The organism is Psychromonas sp. 14N.309.X.WAT.B.A12 (assembly GCF_030397575.1).
Taxonomy (GTDB): Bacteria; Pseudomonadota; Gammaproteobacteria; order Enterobacterales; family Psychromonadaceae; genus Psychromonas.
In genome coordinates, this window is record NZ_JAPNXS010000011.1 from 45,532 (window position 1) to 67,241 (window position 21,710).

Below are 21,710 nucleotides of genomic sequence, written 5' to 3' on the forward strand. Positions count from 1 at the left end.
GAGGTATAATAAATAAACAGTATATATAATTATTTTACCTCTAAAGGTCTTTTTATGGCGAACATCAAGTTAAGATACCTTATCGTATCTCTTCTGCTACTATGCTTTTACAGTAGTTGGAGTTCTGCTCGTGATTTAGCTGAAATCAAAGCGGATGGTGTGTTACGCCATATCGGTATCCCCTATGCTAATTTCATTAATATTTATAAAGAGGGCGAGCATACCCTAGCTAGCGGGTTAGACGTTGAATTAATGCAGGGGTTTGCCAAGCACTTAGGTTTAAAGTATCAATTTATTGAAGCAACCTGGCATAACTCAATGACCTTGCTCACCGGTCGCAATGCAAACTATGTTAATGGTGTAGTGGTAAAAGGCCATATTCAGCATGAAATACAGGGAGATATTCTCGCCACTGGTGCGACTATCTTACCTTGGAGACAAGAAGTCGTTGATTTTTCTATACCTTATTTCCCTTCCGCTGTTTGGTTAATGGCGAGATCTGACTCAGCACTTTCACCAATAACCCCATCCGGCTCAGTCACTGAAGATATTAAAACAGTAAAGTCCTTATTCAAAGGCCATGAAGTATTAGCAATGAAACAGACCTGTTTAGATCCCGAACTTTATGACTTATACAATACAGAGGCTAAAATTATACTACCTGTCACAGAAAGAAAGCTAAATGAGATGATTCCCGCTATATTAAATAACGATGCTGAGCTAACATTACTAGACGTACCAGTTATATTAATCGCATTAGAAAAATGGCCAGGTAAGACTAAAGTTATTGGACCAATCTCTGAGAATCAAAAGATGGGTGTGGTTTTCCGAAAAGACTCACCAAATCTCCGAAAAGCATTTAATCTGTACTTTAAAGAGATACAAGACAGTGGCGAATATAATGTATTAGTTAAAAAATATTACCCTTCTGTTTTTCATTTTTACCCTGATTTTTTTAACGTTAAATCACAATAGGGACTTTTATGCCTCGTTGGTTTACTCAAAAAAATACCCTCTTTATTGCAAGTGTTATGCTTGCAGGATACCTTTTACTTATTTTAACAGTGACCAACCTAGGCCAAAATAAACTTGAAGAATCAAGAGATAATGAGTTGCACTTAAGAATCAGTCATTATGGGGAGTTATTAAGTAATTATTTTAAACTAGCCAAACATAATTCAATCCTTGCGGCTGAAGATAAAGTTCTCATGACATTCTTTGCTAATAAAAGCGCAGGTATGTCGATGACTTATGGATTAGGTGCAAGCCTTTTTAATCTTCGAGAGTTAATCGAAAAACAATTGATTTCCCCACAGGACAAACTAACTCCTATATTTTCTCGTGTTACCCTAATTGAGTTAAATAAAGATATTATTGCTGATAGTAATAGTACGACTGCATTTAACTATCAAGGGCTCAATATTTCCGAATTAAAAAAATCCAAACAATCGTTATTTGTGAATGAAATAAACGGTAATTTAGTCATACGCTTATCCACAACCGTTTATTTCCATAATAGTCCTATTGCTTTACTCATTGCTGAATTCAACAGAGAACAAGTCATTTCTTTACTCACTGCTTTAGAATATGAAGGCAGTGGAAGCCATATCACACTTCGTAGTACCCAAGGCAACCTATTTATATGGGACTCCTTAAAAGCAGCTTCTCATGCAGAGATAACACACTCTCATCAACATGAAAATTTAATGCATAGTTTCCATTTAAAAAAAGAAATAATAGGCGCACCTTTTGTTATTGAAGCTTGGTATGAAAATATTAATAACAATGATTTATTTACTTCTAAATGGTTTGTTGTGGTTATCTCTTTATTAGCCATTCCTGTCTTTTTAACGTTGTATTACTTGTTCTATATTGAGCACAAAAACGCTCAACTCCATCATCAAATTAATGATTCACAAAAACGCCGAAAAGAGCTCTCACAATACAATTCAGAACTAGAAAACGAGATAAAAAAACGCCAAGTATCAGAACAAAAACTCGCTTATCAAGCAACCCATGACTCATTAACGGGGCTCCCGAATAGAAGTTATAGTTTAGAAAAACTCAACCATGCGATTGATTATTCACAACGAACACATAAAAAAGTACTACTGATGTACATAGACCTCGATAATTTTAAGCAAATTAATGATACTTTAGGTCATGCTGCAGGTGATAAAATACTGATCGAAACAAGTCAACGCCTACGTTCGGCTTTGCGTAAAACAGACACAGTCGCACGATTAAGCGGTGATGAATTTATGGTGGTGATTAATGACTTAGAGGATCTTGAACAAGCCACTGAGATTGCATTTAAAATTCATCACCTATTTGAACAGCCCTTCCAAATCGATAAACACCTATTTCATACTTCAAGCAGTATCGGACTAGCCATATACCCAGACGATGCTGATGATGCAGAAACACTTTTGAAATGTGCCGATATGGCTCTTTATAAAGTAAAAGGAAATGGTCGTAAAAACTTTAGTTTCTTTGAGTCTAAGATGAATGATGAAGTGAACCGCAAAGTAGCTGTCAACTTACGATTACATGTGGCTATTAAAGAAAATAACTTAGAGATGTACTACCAGCCATTAATTAATCTGAAAACCCAAAAAATAGTCGGTGCAGAAGCATTAATGCGTTGGACTGATAGCGAATTAGGGTTTGTACCACCGGATGAATTTATCGCTATCGCTGAAAAAAATAACTTAATAGAGCAACTTGGCAGTTTTGCTTTAAATACAGCAGTACATCAAGCTGCAAAATGGCAAAGCATCGCGCCGATGCAAATTGCAGTCAACTTTTCCAGTGTACAATTTAGAAACTGTACAAAGTTATTTAATGAGATAAAAGATGTACTAGTTACTTCTCAACTGCCCCCAGAACGCTTAGATGTAGAAGTAACAGAAAGCCTCATTATTAATCAAGAAGGTGAGTTATTTGATATGTTACAAGCTCTGCGTGGCATGGGTGTTGAGCTAAGCATTGATGATTTTGGCACTGGCTATTCAGCCTTAAGTTACCTACAAAAATTTGCCTTTACCAAACTAAAAATAGATCGCGGGTTCATCATGAACCTATCAGAAAACGACTCTGATAAATCACTTGTGATGGCGATTGTTGCAATGGCTAAAGCGTTAAACTTAAAAGTCGTAGGCGAAGGGATCGAAACTGAACAACAAATGCAGTTTCTCAATAAAATAGATTGTGAGTTTGGCCAAGGTTACCTATTTAGCAAACCACTACCAGCCGAGCAGTTCGAAGCACTGCTAAAAGACCCAAGAGCAATACAAAAATTACTTAATGGATAACGATAGGCTACAAGCCGTTATTTTTGCCTACAGCCTATTTTATCTAAAATTAGCCTTCAGTTAGCAACTCTGTTATGACCTGTTTATATGCTTCTACAGGTTGCGCACCAGATAACGCACTTTGACGGTTAAATACAACGGTTGGTACAGCTGAAATACCTAAGCCTTGCCAATACCTCTCATGATCAACCACTTGATCTACGTAACCTTGTGTTGTTAAACGAGCAGATGCTTCCCCGCTATCTAAGCCTATTTTAGCTATTTCAGCTAATAATATTTCACGATTAGAGACATCTTTTTGATCGGTAAATGCAGCACTAAACAGCGCCAATTTAAGCTCTGTTTGCTTACCTTTTTCATAGGCATATTCCAATAAAATATGTGCATCACGTGTATTAACAATTTTCATATCTTCAAAAAAGTTAAAGGTAAAACCAACCTCTGCACCACGTTGAGCGATATTAATACGAGCTTGATTGCTTTCTTCTAATGACGAACCGTATTTTTCAGCAACGTGCTCACGTAAATTTTGTCCTTCTGCAGGCATGTTAGGATTTAGCTCAAAAGGTTGCCATTGCAACTCAATTTGCTTTTCAACACCTAATTCTTCAATGGCTTTTTGTAAATTTTTGTAGCCAATAATACACCACGGACAAACAACATCTGATACGACATCTAATTGAATCTTCTTACTCATCATTACCCCTTTTGCAGTCAATAAACTCAACATACAAGTACTTTACATTCTTTATATTACCACACTATAACCATATAAGAACGATCGTTCAAATTAATCTAAAAATAAATATTTAATCTCCACTCGGGATAGTGAAAGCGTGATCCAATGTTAAATCTATCACTTATTTTTATCTCATTATATGGTGCAGGTCGTTTTTCGTAGTTCAGCAACTCATAACAATAGTTAGTTATTGGTAGGTGATTTTACGCAGAAATCTGCAGAAATAGCGGTATTATTTCCTTTTGATCATTTAAGCTGAAGTTACTTAATAAGCTATAGCTTCACAATGTCAAAACAATCAAATTGAACAACTCGCATATAAAATAGTACAATACTACTTAACAAGCATAAGTTTTGATTGTCTCACTTTCTTTATCAACATAAAATCACCTTTGTAATAATCGAAATATATGCCATCAACCATCTATTTTCATCGATTACATTAGCTCATTATGACAACATAAGAGTTAAGTTAAGGTTTATAAGTGTCTTCCCAATCCTATGTAAAAAAGAATTTTTCACTTGCTTGGCCTCTCGCCCTAAACGGCCTATTAATGCAATCCATGTTAATGATAGATACCTTATTAGTATCCCCTCTAGGTGAGATCCCATTAGCAGCGATCGGTATTGCAACTACCATTGTAGCCGCAGTATTAGGTATTCAAATGGCATTAGCTAACGGTACACAATTGGTATTAAGTCGAGCGGTGGGAGCAAAAAACCAAAATTCACTCAGTAAAGCTTTATGGTCAGGTTTTTTCATCAATGCCGCTGTAGCAGTGTTATTTTGGATAATATTAACTATCTTTGATCGCCCTTTAATTGCGCTATTAACTGATAAAATTAATTTGCATCAAGAGATTGCAGATTACCTGAACATATCAAAATATATTATCCTATTTACCGCTGTCACTCAGGTAATGATTGCACTATTTAACGGCCTTGGTAAAACTAAAATCCCCTTTAAAGGCTACCTCATTGAACTCCCAGTGAATGCCATTTTATCTTATCTACTGATTCATGGTTACCATATTTCAGAGGGCCTAAGTTACCATGGTTTAGGGGTTCAGGGCGCGGCAATCGGCAGTGTAATTGCCATTACCATACGTATGGTATACCTAGGTTTATACATGCATCTTGAACCTGATTTTATTTTCTCTCCACCGAAGACCGGCAGTAATATGTTGGTTAATATGCGTGCACATTTTATCGAGATATTCCCTATTGCAGCCAATGTAACTATCTTACTAATTGGCGCAACTATTTATCAATTACTCTACTCACAATTAGCGATTAATGCCTATGTAGCAATTACTTTAGTGATGCCATGGATCCGTGCGGGAACACAATTTATAGCCGCTTGGTCTCATTCATCTGCCATCACCGTGAGCCAAGCTATAGGCTCGAAAAAGATGGATGATTTAGTCAAAAATGTTGATACCAGCATTGATATTGCAGTGATCATATCTATCTTGTGTGCCGCTTTATTTGGTGTAATGAGCCTGTTTATGAGTCAGATCTACCCAAACCTAGATGAAACGACCTATCAAGCTTTGGCAATTATCGCACCGCTTTATATCTTTTTGCCAATAGTACGTGGGTACAACACTGTACACGGCAACATTCTGCGTGCAGTAGGACAAACCACAGCAGTTTTTAAAATTAACTTTACAGGTCAATGGCTTATATCTATTCCTTTGTGTGCTTTTCTTATTTTAGGATTAGATGCTTCTATATTTTGGGCCTTTGCAATACAACCTTTTGAAGAGGTCGTAAAAGCATTACCCTTTAGACAACTAGCGAGAAAATCCCTGAAAGAATTTAATGCAGAAAAAGCACAAAAATTGATGTATGACTAATACCAATTATATTAAATAAGTGCTCTAAATTTTGCGTAGGAAAAATGATTGAGTTCAAAGTGTAATTTAAACCTTTCGACGATTAACTTCTTTAATAGTTATTCTATTTGTGAAAATTACAACGAAGAAATAAGTTACCTCAACAAGTAAAATAGATCAGTTAATTAGCATGATTGGCATAAGATTAGAGTGAGATCAAACTCTCAAAATATTAACGGCCCGAGTTAAAATATTTGATCTCATCATAAGATCTGCTTATTGCTATGTGATCAACTAAGCACATCCAAGCAATTGAGCTTTTGTTCATTTTTTAGCTCACTATTATGTGTGACAATATTACATAATGAGGTGATAAAAAATGAAAAACAAACTAATAATTGCTGGATCTATCTTACTGACTCTACCTACTATCGCGTTAGCTGATGTGGCAGGTAATGGTGTATCCTACCCGGTTCCAGCTGATAAATTTGATATGACTAACTGGAAAATAACAATTCCTGCAGATATCAATAAAGATGGTAAAGTTGATGAAATCGAAGGTGTAGCAATGATGAGCTACTCCCATGAAGATTTTTTCTTCTTGGATAAAGATGGCAACATGGTGTTTGAAGTACAAAATAAAGCCGTCACTACTAAAAACTCTAAAAATGCCCGTTCTGAATTACGCCAAATGCCACGTGGTGCAAAATTCGATATTGATACCGCCGCACCATTAAATAATTTTGCTCTTGAAAGTAATACTCACGCTGCAGATTACAGTAAAGTGGGTGGCACATTAGAAGCAACATTGAAAGTAAACCATGTATCAGAGCATGCTAAGTTCCCTGAAAGACCAGCAGCACATTCAGTGGTAGTTGGGCAAATCCATGCTAAAAAATATGATGATCAAATTAAAGCGAAAACAGGCTTTGGTCATGGTAACGAGCCCCTAAAAATCTTCTTCAAAAAATTTCCAGAACATGAATATGGTTCAGTATTTTGGAATTATGAACGTAACCTAGCGAAAAAAGATCCAAACCGTGCAGATATTGCTTACCCAGTATGGGGTAACACTTGGGAAAACCTAGAAGAGCCTGGTGAGTCAGGTATTAAAATGGGTGAAGAGTTTAGTTATGTAGTTGATGTTAAAGGCAACATAATGCATCTGACCTTTACAACAGCTCGCCATAAAGACGTCACTTACAGTATTGACCTAAGTAAGGGTGTAGATGAAAAAGATTCTCCAACAGGCTATGCACAAGATGCTTTCTACTTTAAAGCAGGAGCGTACGGTCAATGTAGTGTTAATGACACGCACCCAATTTGGGGGCCAGGATGTGCTGGTACAGGTGACTTTGCTGTTGATAAAAAGAATGGTGATTACAACAGTGTAACCTTCTCTGCACTTAAACTTAACGGTAAATAAATAAAAGTTAGTACTTACTATCTATTAACTAATCTTTATTATTCGATTGAAGCCAACTTAATATAAGTTGGCTTTTCTTTATTATTTAAGAATGGATCTATTTATCGTTGATAGGCTCTATTGTTTGCACTTGTACCGCATCCAATAACTGCTCTTCAATGGTGTTTTCTTCTGGTTTATCATCAATAGAAGCGGTTAACTCACCTTCATCTAACGAATCTGCCTCTTGTAATATTTCTACCATATCTGATGCAACATCAGGTACTGAATCGATAATTGTACTTGCTACATCTACCGCATACTCTGGTATGTTATCTACCACGTGAGATAAGTAATCACTTACTGCTTCTTCAATGTTATCCGTTGTTTCTGCATCGGACGCTTGCTCATTGTCGTTGTCCACAAGATTGCTGACATATGCCTCAGCAACCGCATTTGATGACTCAGGTAATGCTTCCGATACGGTTAAAGCAATTTCAGCAGAATGCTCAGGAGAAATATCACTTAAACGAGTGTATAAATCTGCAGCTGTTTGTTCCGATGCAGCCGCACTCCTATCCACAGGACGCATCTCATCCAATGAATCAGAAAATTCTGTCATATATTGCTCTGTCATTTCTAATAACACACTTGGATCTTCATCAAACATGTTTTCTGCGGCATGCTCCATGACGCTCAAACCGTTATCAGGCATCGCGTTAGCAATGGCAACAATGATGTCAGCTAACTGGTCAGGGTGATCATTAGTGATCCAATCCACCAGCTCATCGGCTTGTTCAGGTGAAGCCGTGGTCAATGCTTCAGCAATATGAATAGACATCTCGGGCGCAGCGTTGGTTATCGCAGCGTATAATTTAGCAATATTGATCTCTTCGATAGTACTTAATGCAGCAGCTAAATGAGTGGCGTTTTCTGGATCTTTAGCTGCAATAGCAATGGCCATATTAACCGCAATACCAGGATTTTTAGTCGCTAAACTCACTGCGACATCAACTTCAGCACTTTGCTCAAAGGCAGGCTCAACATAATCAGTTCGAGGATCAAGCTCAGACACTACACCAGAAGGCGTTTGCATAACAAAGTTTTCTTGTTCTTCTTGCGGCAACGCGGCACGTTGTTTCATGCGCAATAAAATAAAAGCTAACAAACTAGTTGCCATCACAATGATAAACATAAACAGTGCATCATTACCGAACCACTTCATCGCTTTAGCTGCCAAATAAGGCCCTGTAATACTGCCCAAAGCATAAATGAATAATAGTGATGCCATCGCAGCTAAAATTTGCTCTTTAACCACTTTATCAAAAGTTTCAGACATACTCATAGGATATAAACAAGCTACCACCCCAGTGATCACGGCAATCGCTAATAAACTAAAATAGAAGAGATTCAATGAAATTAAGAGAGGTATTAATATCGCAGCGGCAATAATCGTTAAGATCATACCTAACATAATTTTACGTCGGTCAAAGTTGTCAGAAAGATAAGCGACAGGGAACTGTAATAAAATGGCACCAATAATTGCTGAACCCATAAAAATAGATAAACTAAAACCTTTAATTCCATTAGCATTTGCCACAATAGGCAACATATTTAACAGCGCTGAATAAAACACCCCGCAATAAAAACAACTCACAACACCTAATGGGGACAATTTAATAATGGTCATTAATGACATCGACTCACTATCTTCGATCACTGGCCCTTGTTGTTTGCTAATTACAATTGGCGTGATTGCTAAACTTAATAAAATGCCGGAAATAACAAACAATGTCATGGTATCAATTGGTGCAACATTTAATAAAAATTGTCCTAAAAACTGTGCACTCATAATCACCATTTGATTGATAGAAAGAATACGTCCTCTATTTTTCTCCGTTGCACTAAAGCTTAACCAACTATCTAACGTGGCATTAGTACAAGCCATACAAAATCCGGTGACGACACGCATTACAGCGAGCATAATTGGATCAGGAAATAATCCAGATAACAAAATAGCAACGGAAGTTAGACTACCGCACATAGCGAAAATACGAATATGTCCAACGCGCTGCAGTAGTTTACGGCTGTAATAAGAGCCGATCAAAAACCCCACTGATAACATCGACAATACCAAACCAATATTATCAATACTGATGCCATCATTTTGCATACGTACAGGCAGTAAAATATTGCTTAGCCCATAACCTGTCATTAACAAAAAACAGCTCATTAGCAGTAAAAATAGGGGTTTAATCGTTGTTATCACTGAGTAACTCTCTATTGGTAGTAGTGTTAGATTTACCTAATAAGAATCGAGTCCAACTCATTTAGGGTAAGCAAAAGTCCACCAATTTTGTATTTCATTAGTGAAATAGTGAATATAAAGGAAAAATAATAAACATCAAATCATATTCAGCCTCACCAGAATCAGCATTAATGTAGATCGCCCTAACCACTCTAGTTTACTACTTCCAGCTAAAGTGAAGAACAGCGATAAAAATTATCACTTGAAAAAAACGACATTGAAGAGGATGATCATAAAATAGACAACTATATTAAAACGTTTTATCTATACCATCATCAATGTAATGGCATGTTCATTAATCTTTAATCGTTTCACCAAAATTAAACGACGACATCAAACAATCAATACACGCAATACACGGAGCAGTAGCAAACAATAACCATTGAAGGTCATATATCAACTTACTAGTAAGGAGAACCTTAATATGAGCCAAAGTATCGCAAGTTTTATCACTCAAACCCTAGACCAAGCAGGTGTACAACGAATATGGGGAGTAACTGGCGATTCACTCAATGGAATTAGTGACAGTTTACGAAAAATGGGCAATATCGAATGGCTGGGTACACGTCATGAAGAAGCTGCCGCTTTTGCCGCTGGAGCTGAAGCACATATCTCAGGAAAACTAGCGGTTTGCGCAGGGTCCTGTGGTCCGGGTAATCTACACTTAATTAACGGCTTATTTGATTGCCATCGTAATAAAGTGCCTGTGTTAGCGATTGCGGCACACATTCCTTCATCAGAAATTGGTAGTCAATACTTTCAAGAAACCCACCCGCAAGAGCTATTTAAAGAGTGCAGCGTATTCTGTGAAATGGTATCTAACCCAGAACAGATGCCTTACCTATTAGAAACAGCCATGCGCCAAGCTATTTTACATAATGATGTCAGCGTATTAGTGTTACCTGGTGATGTAGCATTAAAAGCAATGCCTGAAGGTACTTCTGCAAAATGGAATCATCCAAAACCAGCCACTTATATGCCAGATACATCAGATATTAATATAATGGCAGATCAACTCAACAACAGTAAAAATATAACATTATTATGTGGCGCAGGTTGTAAAGATGCACACGACGAAGTAGTTGCCCTAGCTGAAAAACTACAAGCCCCAATAGTACATGCTATGCGCGGTAAAGAGTTCCTTGAATATAATAACCCTTATGATGTTGGCATGACTGGTTTAATTGGTTTCTCATCGGGTTATCATGCGATGGGTGAAGCAGATACATTATTAATGATTGGTACTAGTTTCCCCTATAAAGCTTTTTATCCTAACAACAGCACCATCTTACAAATTGATAATCAGCCCGCTTCATTGGGTCGACATGTACAGGTTGATCACAGCGTATTAGGTGATGCCAAAACTACCGTCAGTGCGTTACTCACAAAGTTGAAAGGTGCTCGAAACAGCCAGCATCTTGAAAAATGCCTCAAACACTACAAATCGTCACGTGCCGATTTAGACTTACTAGCCAATGGTAAAACCTCCCATGGCTTGATTCATCCACAATATTTAACCCGTTTACTCGATGAACAAGCCAATGAAGATGCTATTTTTACCTGTGATGTGGGCACACCAACAGTATGGGCTGCGCGTTACCTCACCATGAACGGCAAACGCCGCATTATAGGATCATTCAATCATGGTTCGATGGCGAACGCATTGTCGCAAGCAATGGGCGCACAGTCACTAGACCGAAACCGTCAAATTATTGCAATGTGCGGAGATGGTGGTTTTTCCATGTTGATGGGTGACTTACTATCACTTAAACAACTGAATCTACCCATTAAAATCATCGTTTATAATAACCGCTCACTAGGCTTTGTGGCGATGGAGATGAAAGCCAGTGGCTACCTCTCTGATGATACTGACTTAGATAATCCAAGTTTTGCCAATATAGCCGAAGCTTGTGGTATCAAAGGTATTCATGTGGATACCCCTGAAAAACTACCACAAGCAATGTCCGATATGATGGCACATAAAGGCCCCGTGGTATTAGAAGTAGAAACCGCCAAGCAAGAACTTGCGATGCCGCCACAAATTAAATTAGAGCAAGCCAAAGGCTTTAGTTTATACATGATGAAAGCCTTAATTAATGGCAAAGGCAATGAAATCATAGAGCTTAGTAAAACCAACTGGACTCGTTAACCTTTGCTATTTCTACTCTAGATAACTAAAACACAAAACTTCTAATAAATAAGTCACCCAACTCATTTATTAGAAGTACTCACCTTATCGAGTTTGCTAATAAGAAAAATGACTTAGTTTAAGCCGTTACCTGGTGCCTTTCGAAGATTAACTTCGTTAATAATCTATCCATGGAACTTACAACGAAGAAATAAATTATTTTAATAAGTAAAATAGATCTGTTAATTAGTATGATTGGTATAAAGCTCCTAACTTGCATTAACGACTTATTATTTAATTACCAATTTTTAATCAGGTATGATGAGTAAAATTAATTTTATTTCGTGTAGCCATGGTGTAATCAAAGAGGTTTTATATTTATATGGAAAGTAAAAAGTCACCACTGTTTATTGTTGGCATTACTCGTTCAGGAACAACTATCTCACATGATATGGTGATGCAAGCTTGTCCTGATGCCGTGGATTTAACATCTGATGATGATTTTGAGTGCCGTAATTTTTGGCAAGCATTTGGCTTAACCATAGGTTCTCGAAGAACAGGGACACTTTGTGAATGCGCCACTGAAGAGGATATCGACTCGGTTTCAAAAGAAGCAATTCAACACTATGTTTCTTCACGTCATGCGCAAGGTGGGATTATTACAAAAAACCCTCATCTACTAAATAAAATTAGTTATGTAGCTAACGTTTTACCAGATGCAAAATTTATTTTAATCGTCCGTGATATTATGGGTGTCGTAGCCAGTGAAAAAGTAGGGTTTAATGATGCCTACCAAGGTGATGAAGACACCCCTCCTTATGTGCATTATTGGCCAGATACCAAGTTACCCTGTTGGAGTTATGTAAAATGTGATGACAAACAGCATCAACTTACTAAACCTAACTTTTTACTTACCGTCAAAGCAATGATTAAAAGAGTGATTGTTAATTTAAAAAACAAATCATTAAATGAGCCTGGAAAGGTGTTACCACACCAAAAATTAAGTGAATTCTTCCAATCTCATCCAGATAAAACACGTTATTACCCTGGTGATGGTTTCCATAGAATTCCAGAGTCTTGGATAACATTGAACCTTAATGCAATAAACCAACTTAAAGCATTAGATAACTCTCGCTGGATGACTATTGTCTATAATGACTTAGTCGATGATACCAAAGGAGTAGTGAGCAAAATGCTCACCTTTGCAGGATACGATGCCCCAGAGTTATGCTCTTTACCAACTCAACTTAATAAATCTTCAGCAGATAAGTGGCGTAAAAACTTATCAATCGAAGAGCAAAATACAGTAAGAGAAACTATCAAAAATAACCACGAAGATTTTGCAAAAATTTGCAACACTGTTGGTGCAAATATGCTTGCAGATTAACTTTATACTAGGTGGATTCAATCCCCTATTTCTTCTTTTCACACTTTCAATAATGCACAATAAAATTGCATTAAGCGCTTGCTTGGTGCAATTTCATTTAGTGCCCCTCTTGAGTAACAAGATCACAGATACCAAAAAAGTGCACTTGGTACAAAACAAAGGTTAATTTGTACACTTCATGCACAGTTAATTTATCCCCTCAATTCCTTTTTTAGATTGGCACAAATGTTGTAAACATCTCAAAGCATCAACCTCAACAAAAGGAAAAAGACTATGGATAGTAAAAATGATTTCCCACTAAGTGCTGTGCCAGCTGACCAACGTAAAGGGCTATGGTCAATGATGTCAGTATTACTTGGTTTCACCTTTTTTACCGCTACGATGTGGGCGGGAGGTAGCTTAGGAACAGCATTTAATTTTAGTGAAATTTTAGGGATTGTTTTCATCGGCAACCTTTTATTGGGCAGTTACGCAGCAGGCCTGGCATATGTTGCCTTTAAAACCGGTTTAAATACGGTTTTACTGGGACGATATAGCTTTGGACTTCAGGGCAGCAAATTATCTGATTTTGTGCTCGGCTTTACACAAATTGGTTGGTATGCATGGGGCACAGCAACCATTGCTATTATTTTAGTTAAACTACTGGATTTACCTAGTGCATGGTCGACGCCTTTAATGATCCTATTTGGATTTGGTTTCTGTATTAGCGCCTCAATTGGCTATAAAGCGCTAGAAATATTATCTAAAGTATCTGTTCCTCTCATGTTGTTCCTTATCGGACTATGCTTTTATAAAGGTTTAATTGATGTTGGAGGCATTGGTGAATTAATCGCTAAACAGCCCACCGAAAGTATGACAATAGGTGCAGCAATTACAGTAGTATTTGGTACTTTTGTTAGTGGCGGTACACAAGCAACAAACTGGAGTCGCTTTGCAAAATCAGGAAAAATAGCCGTTTTAGCAACTTTAGCAGCTTTCTTTATCGGTAATGGTTTAATGGTTTTTGTGGGTGCATTTGGCGCGCTAGTTTACCAACAATCAGATATCGTTGACGTACTAGTATCACAAGGCTTTATGATAGCGGCAGTTATCATGTTATTTACTAATATTTGGACGACTCAAGATAACACTATCTACAATTTTGCAGCGGCTGGTTGTAACTTACTACGTACAGAAAAACGTAAACTCATTACCATTATCGGTGCTGCAATAGGTACAGTGATGGCGATTATGGGAATGTATAACATGCTGATCCCATTTCTTATCTTACTAGGCACTTTTATCCCACCTATCGGCGCTATCATCATGACCGATTTTTGGGTTCGCTTTCGTGGAAATATGCCAGGGCTCTCAGAAATCAATCTACCACAATATAATATGCAGGGTATATTTGCCTATATTATCGGTTCGGCAGCAGCTTATTTTTCACCATGGATTGCACCATTAGTAGGTATCGTCGTTGCCTCATTGGCCTACTGTCTTTTATTGTATATAAATTCAACAAAATCAAAAACAGTACAAGGCGCCCACTAGATGATCAAAGCTCAGTCACTTTCACTTATACCAGGACTTGAAGAAATAACGTTACGAGCAGGCGAGCAAGGGGGGGAGAACGTAATTCGTTGGCCCTACGTTGCAGAAAATAACGATATTGGAGACTGGATAAGTGGCGGTGAACTGATTTTTGTTACTGGCTTAAATTGGCAATGGCAAACAGAAGATTTTATTCAGCTAATTAATCTCGGGAAACAAAAACAAGCTAGTGGATTAGTTATTTTAACCAATTCACCTTATATAAAAAGCATACCCGAACAAGTCCTAACATTAGCCAATCAACTCAGCTTCCCTGTCTTTGAACAACCTTACTCGTTACCCATGGTCAAAGTGACTGAACTACTCTCTAATTCCATTATTAAGTCAGACCTTGCACACCAGTCAACACGGGCCTTAATGGAACATTTATTAACAAGCTCTAGCCCAGCTGAAATGACACTTATAAAAGCTGTAGAGTTTGGTATCAATACTACTGGAGCTTTCTCTATTGCAATGGTCGTTCCTAAGCGCCTTCAAAAAGGCGACCTCAGCCACTGTCAATTTTTGTTAAATAAATTTTTATCCGATCATCAAAGTGAATTTCCATTATTAGAATATCATCAAGGTTGGTTATTATCACTTCCGTCACAGCTAGAACAGCAAGAACAAAGCCTCACGAAATGGAAGGCACTATACAAAATACTTAATCAACAAGGGGTTAGTTGTAACATTGGTGTTAGCGAGGGTCAGGGATTACAGCAATTACGCAGAGCAGCACTACAAGCAATACAGACAGCAGACTTTGCACTCTACCAGGAAACTAATCATGTATTCCATTACCAAGATCTAGGTATTCTTCAATTATTTTCTGGGATAGAAGACTATGCGCAATTAAACCTTTTTTGCCAAAACAACTTAGGGGATCTCTATAACCGTTTTGATAAACAATCAGACCTCTTAAAAAATACACTAAGCTGTTATTTTAAAAACCTTGGATCAGCAAGACAAACCGCGGCCGCCCTCAAAATTCATCGCAACACATTAACTCACCGTTTAAAACGCATTGAAATACTGACAGGCAACAACCTTAGTGATGTACAACAACGCCTATGCTTACAAAACGCATTAGCAATGGAAAGGTTAATTTTAACCAAGCCTATTTAAGTAGAATTAAAAATAGTAATTAGGAAAATATATGAAAATAGTTAATGCTCGCTTACGTGGAAAATCAGAACTGTTCACCCTTAGCTGCGAAAAAGGTAAATTCAAAAAAATTGTCCAACAAGCAGACACGGTAACAGATACACAAGCAGATATTGACGCTAAAGGTAACTTGTTATGTGCCCCCTTTGTTGAACCTCATATCCACTTAGATGCAGTATTAACTGCAGGCCAGCCGAATTGGAATATGAGTGGTACGTTATTTGAAGGAATTGAACGTTGGAGTGAACGTAAATCGATGTTGAGTCACGAAGATGTTCAAAAGCGCGTATTAAAATCCGTAGAATTATTACTCGCTAATGGCGTGCAATATATCCGAACTCATGTCGATGTCACAGATCCAGATTTAGTGGCTTTGAAAGCGATTCATGATTTACGAGAAAAATTATCACCTTACCTTGAACTACAAATTGTTGCTTTTCCACAAGAAGGCATAATGTCTTTCCCAAATGGCAAAGTATTAATGGAAAAGTCTTTGCAATACGTTGATGTTATTGGTGGTATTCCTCATTTTGAATACACACGAGAATACGGTGTAGAGTCTATGAAATGGGTTATCGAACTGGCACAAAAACACAACAAACTAGTCGATGTACACTGCGATGAAATTGATGATGGTGCATCACGATTTTTAGAAGTATTAGCTACAGAAGCTTTAGAGAAAGGCATTGGTTCAAGAGTTACTGCAAGCCATACTACAGCAATGCACTCTTATAATAATGCTTACTGTAGCAAGCTATTCCGTTTACTTAAAAAATCTAAAATCAACTTTGTATCTTGCCCTACGGAAAGCCTGCACCTTAATGGTAGATTTGACTCTTATCCGAAAATTCGAGGTATTACACGTGTAAAAGAAATTCGTGATGCTGGTATGAATATTTGTTTCGCCGAAGATTCTATACAAGATCCTTGGTACACATTAGGTAACGGTAAACTTTTACGGGTATTAGACTCAGGTATTCATGCGTGCCATATGATGGGTTACGAAGACTTATCAACAGCCTTAGACCTTATTACCGATAATGGAGCTAAAACACTTAATGTCACCGATCGCTATGGTATTGAAACAGATAAGCCAGCTAACTTTATCATTCTTGAAGGTTACGATGACGCTAATGTAATACAACGCCAAGGTGAGGTGTTATGGTCGATTCGAGAAGGTAAGGTATTAACTTGCCGCCAACCAAGTGTCCTTACCCAACAAGTAAAATTAGGCCTTTAAGTTTATTTCTGGAGTATGCATTAATCAACATGCTCCAATACCCTATCCTTGTTATATTCGATAAAACATAATTTCAAGCACTTAAGTAACCGGTTACATTGAAAATACTTATACTGTATTATTTCCTTTCCGGCATAAATAATGCCTATTTTTATTTGATGAAGTAGGACGGTAAATGAGTACGATTCTAGATGTATGTAAGCTCGCAGGTGTATCAAAAGCAACTGTTTCTCGCGTTGTAAATGGCACAGGACAAGTTAAAGAATCAACTCGAGAAAAAGTGTTTTCAGCAATGCAATCTTTAGGTTATAGACCAAACCGATTAGCACAAGCTCTAGCAACCAATAAAACCCATACCATTGGCTTAGTGGTCTCTGATTTTGATGGCATTCATTTCGGGTCATTACTCAAACAAGCCGCAGCCAGTGCTGAATTTGCTAAAAAGCAATTGATTGTTACCGATGGCCATAACGATCCTAATTATGAATATGAGATGATCATGCAATTAGAAGCGCAGTGCGATGCAGTAATACTTTATAGTCGCACCTTAACAGATGATCATATTCAGCGTTTACATCAACAATTAACCATTCCTATTGTTGTTATTAATCGAGACTTACCTGAGCAACTTTTCCATTCTGTTTCCTTTCAACAGGAAGATGCAGTTAAATTAATGATGGGGCATCTATTGGATAATGGACATCGTCAAATAGCTTGTATTACAGGTCATATGATGAACCCAACCGGCGTAGCTCGGCTTAATGGGTACAAACACTCTTTAGCAGAACTCGGTGTCGAGTTTAATGAAAAATTAGTAAGAAATGGTGATTACCATATGAAAAGTGGTTATCAAGCCTGTAAAGAGCTCATTCATGATGGTATTTCGTTTACGGCAATCATTGCTTTTAATGACTGTATGGCACTAGGTGCATTAAGAGCTCTGACTGAAGTAGGCATAAAAGTGCCAGAGCAAATATCTATTATTGGTATAGACGATGATCCTGTATCAGAGTTTTTCACCCCAAGATTGACGACAGTAAAATTACCTATCGCAGATATGACCAAACAAGCCGTAGAGTTAGCCATTACCCTGTGTGATGAAACTAAAGCAACGCATTCTTACCAATATAAGGGGCAGCTCATTGAAAGAGAATCGGTCATGCCTGTTAAGTAGATTTCAATAAATAAAAAAGCCTACTATCTTCACTGATAATAGGCTTAAGAACATAAAAGTCGCTGTTTAAATATCTTCTCCACGATGAGCAATCACACTTTTATACCAATAAAATGACGCTTTTTTCTCGCGTTTTAAATCGTTTTTATGATCCACATAAATAAAGCCATATTGTTTTTTATAGCCGTTTAACCAACTTAATAAATCAATAGCAGACCACGCATAATAACCTTTAATGTGTATGCCACGGCTTATTGCCGTTTTCACTGCGCTTAAGTGCTCTTCAATGTAACGGATACGTGGAATATCGCAGACTGCGCCTTCAATAATTGGATCTTCATCACCCAAACCATTTTCAGTAATGTACAATTTTATATCACCATACAGTGTTTTAATCATTGCTAAACCATCGATAAAACCTTCAGATGAGATTTCCCAATTCCATTTTGTATATTTTTTATCAGCCATTTTTACAGAGCGATAAACACCATCATAACTAGGGTTGCCCGGTGATCCTGTTGAGTTTTCACGTGTCATAACATGGTCTTTAACTTCACCTTGAATCTTTTCAATGCGCATTGGCTGATAGTAATTTAGGCCCATAAAGTCATTAAGAGGTGCTGCTTCGGCTATCACTGCTAATTCGACTTCCGTCCAATCAGGTAGGTTACCTTCTGTGGTTAATTGGTTCACAACATATTCAGGATACTTACCTAGTAAAATCGGATCATAGAACCAGTTTAAATTAAATTGGTTAGCATGCTCAGTAGCAGCGATATTTTCCTCACTGTCGTCCACACTAAAAGCAGGGCTGAACACATGGCTTAAACCAATCTCTCCATGCTGATTTAGCTTTTTATATTCAATCACGGTTTTTGCGTGGGTATAAAAGACGTTATGAATGGCTTGAAAGTACTTTTTAGGATCATTGTGAATACCCGGAGGATGCGCTCCCGCTAAATACCCTAAATTACAAAATACAAAGGTTTCATTAAAAGTGATAAAGTTTTTAACACGGTCACCAAACGCTTCGAAACAAATTTGAGCAAATTTAAGATAAGCTTCGCCAGTTTCTCTGTTTAACCATGCACCTTTTTTCTCTAGAGGTAAGGGTAAATCCCAGTGGTAAAGCGTCACAAAAGGCACAATGCCATATTTTAAACATTCATCAATAATATTATTATAAAAATCAATTCCTTTTTGATTAACTTCACCAGTACCTGTTGGTAAAATTCGCGCCCAAGAGATAGAAAAACGGTACGACTCTACCCCCATTTCAGCCATTAAAGCGATATCTTCTTGGTAGCGGTTATAATGGTCAATAGCTACGTCACCATTCGTGCCTTCAAAGGTTTTCCCTGGTATTTTGGTAAATTCATCCCAATTAGTTGGACCTTTACCATCTTGATCCCATGCCCCTTCAATTTGATAAGAAGCAGTGGCAGCGCCAAATAAAAAATCATGTGCAAACTTCATAATAGATTCCTAGTGATACCAATCACAACCAGCTATTACACTACTTTATTGCTTAAAAACTTACTTAACATAAAGTAGATGTAACAAACTGACTGCTATTGGTATTAAATATTCAGTAAACAGTGAGAAACAATGCAGTTATAAACGCTCACCGTGTCGATTAATCTGCATGACTTACTTATAAGCCATTCTTTTCAATCAATGATTGATACCAATAAAAGCTTTTTTTCTTGCTACGCTTTAAGGCTTTAAGATCAAACTCTTCGCGGTCAACATGAATAAAACCGTAACGTTTTGAACAACCTTGATGCGTACTGATTAAATCAATTGCTGACCAAGGGCTATAACCAAAGACTTCAACACCATCACTAATCGCTAACTGCACTTGCTCAATATGTTGCTGTAAATAGGTAATACGATAATCGTCATTGATCTCACCGCTTGCTTCTACTTTATCGAAAGCCCCTAAACCATTTTCAGTAATGATTAATGGCAATGCGTAACGTTCATAAATTTCACGCATGGTGGTACGAAAGCCCACTGGATCAATTTCCCATCCAAATTCATTTTTCGCTAGATGTTTATTTTCAACGCCTTTATATGCTCCAATCTCTCCAATAGTGATTTGTTGATCACCCGTAGAATTGATATCACTTTCATCACCTGCGCTTTTTGCAACGGTTTGCGAGTTGTAATAATTAAAAGCAATAAAGTCAGGTTTTGCCTTAGCCAGTATTTCCATATCACCAGATGCAATAGTTGGTGTCGCACCTCGATCTTCTAGAAAGCGCCATGCCGTTGAGTTATAACGACCATAAACAGCCATATCCAAATACAACCAATTACGTAAAGCAGAAAAAGTATTCGCTGCTAATATATCTTCAGGCTTACATGAAGCAGGATAGATAACTGAGATATTAGGCGCTGGACCAATTTTGGCTTGTGGCAATAATTGATGACAAAGCGACATAGCTTTTGCCTGAGCCACCAGCATATGATGGTTTTGTTGATACAGGTCTTTCATCGGATTACTCGCATCAACATGCTTAGTACCTAATGCATCGCCATGCAAAATCATCATGTTTTGTTCGTTAATTGTTAGCCAGTATTTAACACGGTCTCCAAAGGCTTCAAACAAAGTTCTACTGTAAGTTGCAAACGCTTCCACTGTCGTTCGATTCGACCATCCCCCTTTTTCTTGCAGTGCATAAGGCAAATCAAAATGATACATAGTGGCAATAGGCTCAATGCCATTCGCAATTAATTCATCAATTAAATTATTATAAAAATCAATACCTTTTGAGTTTACTTCACCTTCGCCGCTCGGAAATATTCTTGTCCAAGCGATAGAAAACCGATACGCTTTCAAGCCCAACTCTGCGAATAAAGCGATATCTTCTTTATAACGATGGTAATGATCACTGGCGACTTTGAAATCTGTCGTGCCCTCCACAACTCTACCCATATCGATCACAGATGGACCTTTGCCATCTTCGTCCCATGCGCCTTCAACCTGATATGCTGAAGTAGAACCACCCCAGAAAAAATCATTTGGAAAACCGTTAAGATGTTTACTTTGCATGTTCACTCCTCATCATTTAATACTTAACTCTTAATAAATAACTATGCTGTAACCAACGACGTAGACAATCATGTTAGTTTGCGATGAATATCTATAATTTCTTCAATTAATTCACGCGCTAACATCGCCGTCATAATATGGTCCTGTGCATGCACCATGATCAAATTCATTGGTACTTTGCCTTCGCCTTCATCTAAACCGATTAACTCTGTTTGCACTTTATGTGCACGCTTTGATGCCTCTGTAGACTGCGAAAGTAAACTATCAACTTCGTGCCATTCGCCCTTCTTTGCTGACACTAAAGCCTGCATTGCTAAACTTTTTGACTCACCAGCATTGATGATTAACTCCATTACCGTCATTTCTAAATCCATCATAAAACC

Annotated in this window: 15 protein-coding genes; 10 read left to right on the forward strand and 5 right to left on the reverse strand. The window is 37.5% G+C overall.

Annotation, left to right across the window (positions count from 1 at the left end):
• The first annotated feature begins 54 nt into the window (after window positions 1-54).
• Window positions 55-975 (forward strand): transporter substrate-binding domain-containing protein, encoded by a 921-nt coding sequence (locus tag OW492_RS13960; RefSeq protein WP_290040831.1) that lies wholly within the window; start codon window positions 55-57, stop codon window positions 973-975.
• 8 nt (window positions 976-983) lie between these two features.
• The gene (locus OW492_RS13965; protein ID WP_290040832.1) at window positions 984-3,314 is read left to right on the forward strand and encodes an EAL domain-containing protein; all 2,331 of its coding nucleotides are present in this window, start codon (window positions 984-986) and stop codon (window positions 3,312-3,314) included.
• Between the two features lie 49 nt (window positions 3,315-3,363).
• Here the strand turns inward: OW492_RS13965 and OW492_RS13970 are convergent, their stop codons facing one another.
• Window positions 3,364-4,044, reverse strand: a complete 681-nt coding sequence (locus OW492_RS13970) for a DsbA family oxidoreductase (protein ID WP_290040834.1) — start codon at window positions 4,042-4,044, stop codon at window positions 3,364-3,366.
• Between the two features lie 494 nt (window positions 4,045-4,538).
• On the opposite strand from OW492_RS13970, the gene OW492_RS13975 reads away from it, so the two are divergent.
• Window positions 4,539-5,912, forward strand: a complete 1,374-nt coding sequence (locus OW492_RS13975; protein ID WP_290040835.1) for an MATE family efflux transporter — start codon at window positions 4,539-4,541, stop codon at window positions 5,910-5,912.
• 358 nt (window positions 5,913-6,270) lie between these two features.
• The gene (locus OW492_RS13980) at window positions 6,271-7,317 is read left to right on the forward strand and encodes a polysaccharide lyase family 7 protein (RefSeq protein WP_290040836.1); all 1,047 of its coding nucleotides are present in this window, start codon (window positions 6,271-6,273) and stop codon (window positions 7,315-7,317) included.
• A gap of 97 nt (window positions 7,318-7,414) precedes the next feature.
• On the opposite strand, the gene OW492_RS13985 is transcribed toward OW492_RS13980, so the two are convergent.
• Window positions 7,415-9,565, reverse strand: coding sequence for an MFS transporter (locus OW492_RS13985; protein WP_290040837.1), 2,151 nt, complete (start codon window positions 9,563-9,565; stop codon window positions 7,415-7,417).
• A 463-nt stretch (window positions 9,566-10,028) separates the two neighbouring features.
• Here OW492_RS13985 and poxB point away from each other — a divergent pair, with 463 nt between their 5' ends.
• The 6 genes from poxB (at window position 10,029) to OW492_RS14015 (ending at window position 18,269) form a co-directional block, all read left to right on the forward strand.
• Window positions 10,029-11,753, forward strand: coding sequence for a ubiquinone-dependent pyruvate dehydrogenase (gene poxB / locus OW492_RS13990; RefSeq protein WP_290040838.1), 1,725 nt, complete (start codon window positions 10,029-10,031; stop codon window positions 11,751-11,753).
• Between the two features lie 361 nt (window positions 11,754-12,114).
• Window positions 12,115-13,119, forward strand: a complete 1,005-nt coding sequence (locus OW492_RS13995; protein ID WP_290040839.1) for a sulfotransferase — start codon at window positions 12,115-12,117, stop codon at window positions 13,117-13,119.
• 273 nt (window positions 13,120-13,392) lie between these two features.
• Window positions 13,393-14,652, forward strand: a complete 1,260-nt coding sequence (gene codB, locus OW492_RS14000) for a cytosine permease (protein WP_290040841.1) — start codon at window positions 13,393-13,395, stop codon at window positions 14,650-14,652.
• Complete coding sequence (locus tag OW492_RS14005) at window positions 14,653-15,816, forward strand: PucR family transcriptional regulator (protein WP_290040843.1); 1,164 nt, start codon at window positions 14,653-14,655, stop codon at window positions 15,814-15,816.
• A gap of 31 nt (window positions 15,817-15,847) precedes the next feature.
• Complete coding sequence (gene codA / locus OW492_RS14010) at window positions 15,848-17,095, forward strand: cytosine deaminase (RefSeq protein WP_290040845.1); 1,248 nt, start codon at window positions 15,848-15,850, stop codon at window positions 17,093-17,095.
• A 175-nt stretch (window positions 17,096-17,270) separates the two neighbouring features.
• Window positions 17,271-18,269, forward strand: coding sequence for a LacI family DNA-binding transcriptional regulator (locus tag OW492_RS14015; protein WP_290040846.1), 999 nt, complete (start codon window positions 17,271-17,273; stop codon window positions 18,267-18,269).
• A gap of 66 nt (window positions 18,270-18,335) precedes the next feature.
• Here OW492_RS14015 and OW492_RS14020 read toward each other — a convergent pair whose 3' ends face one another.
• The 3 genes from OW492_RS14020 to OW492_RS14030 all read right to left on the reverse strand — a co-directional run bounded on the left by OW492_RS14020 (window position 18,336) and on the right by OW492_RS14030 (window position 21,704).
• The gene (locus OW492_RS14020) at window positions 18,336-19,745 is read right to left on the reverse strand and encodes a glycoside hydrolase family 1 protein (protein WP_290040847.1); all 1,410 of its coding nucleotides are present in this window, start codon (window positions 19,743-19,745) and stop codon (window positions 18,336-18,338) included.
• Window positions 19,746-19,923: 178 nt separating this feature from the next.
• Complete coding sequence (locus tag OW492_RS14025; RefSeq protein WP_290040849.1) at window positions 19,924-21,327, reverse strand: glycoside hydrolase family 1 protein; 1,404 nt, start codon at window positions 21,325-21,327, stop codon at window positions 19,924-19,926.
• A 68-nt stretch (window positions 21,328-21,395) separates the two neighbouring features.
• Window positions 21,396-21,704: a PTS lactose/cellobiose transporter subunit IIA gene (locus OW492_RS14030; RefSeq protein WP_290040851.1), complete on the reverse strand. Its 309-nt coding sequence runs from the start codon at window positions 21,702-21,704 to the stop codon at window positions 21,396-21,398.
• Window positions 21,705-21,710: the final 6 nt, after the last annotated feature.

Coding starts and splice junctions, on each gene's coding strand:
- OW492_RS13965 (WP_290040832.1), top strand. CDS start 984: ATGCCTCGTTGGTTTACTCAAAAAAATACCCTCTTTATTGCAAGTGTT.
- OW492_RS14015 (WP_290040846.1), top strand. CDS start 17,271: ATGAGTACGATTCTAGATGTATGTAAGCTCGCAGGTGTATCAAAAGCA.
- OW492_RS14025 (WP_290040849.1), bottom strand. CDS start 21,327: ATGCAAAGTAAACATCTTAACGGTTTTCCAAATGATTTTTTCTGGGGT.
- OW492_RS14005 (WP_290040843.1), top strand. CDS start 14,653: ATGATCAAAGCTCAGTCACTTTCACTTATACCAGGACTTGAAGAAATA.
- OW492_RS14020 (WP_290040847.1), bottom strand. CDS start 19,745: ATGAAGTTTGCACATGATTTTTTATTTGGCGCTGCCACTGCTTCTTAT.
- OW492_RS14030 (WP_290040851.1), bottom strand. CDS start 21,704: ATGATGGATTTAGAAATGACGGTAATGGAGTTAATCATCAATGCTGGT.
- codB (WP_290040841.1), top strand. CDS start 13,393: ATGGATAGTAAAAATGATTTCCCACTAAGTGCTGTGCCAGCTGACCAA.
- OW492_RS13960 (WP_290040831.1), top strand. CDS start 55: ATGGCGAACATCAAGTTAAGATACCTTATCGTATCTCTTCTGCTACTA.
- poxB (WP_290040838.1), top strand. CDS start 10,029: ATGAGCCAAAGTATCGCAAGTTTTATCACTCAAACCCTAGACCAAGCA.
- codA (WP_290040845.1), top strand. CDS start 15,848: ATGAAAATAGTTAATGCTCGCTTACGTGGAAAATCAGAACTGTTCACC.
- OW492_RS13970 (WP_290040834.1), bottom strand. CDS start 4,044: ATGTTGAGTTTATTGACTGCAAAAGGGGTAATGATGAGTAAGAAGATT.
- OW492_RS13995 (WP_290040839.1), top strand. CDS start 12,115: ATGGAAAGTAAAAAGTCACCACTGTTTATTGTTGGCATTACTCGTTCA.
- OW492_RS13980 (WP_290040836.1), top strand. CDS start 6,271: ATGAAAAACAAACTAATAATTGCTGGATCTATCTTACTGACTCTACCT.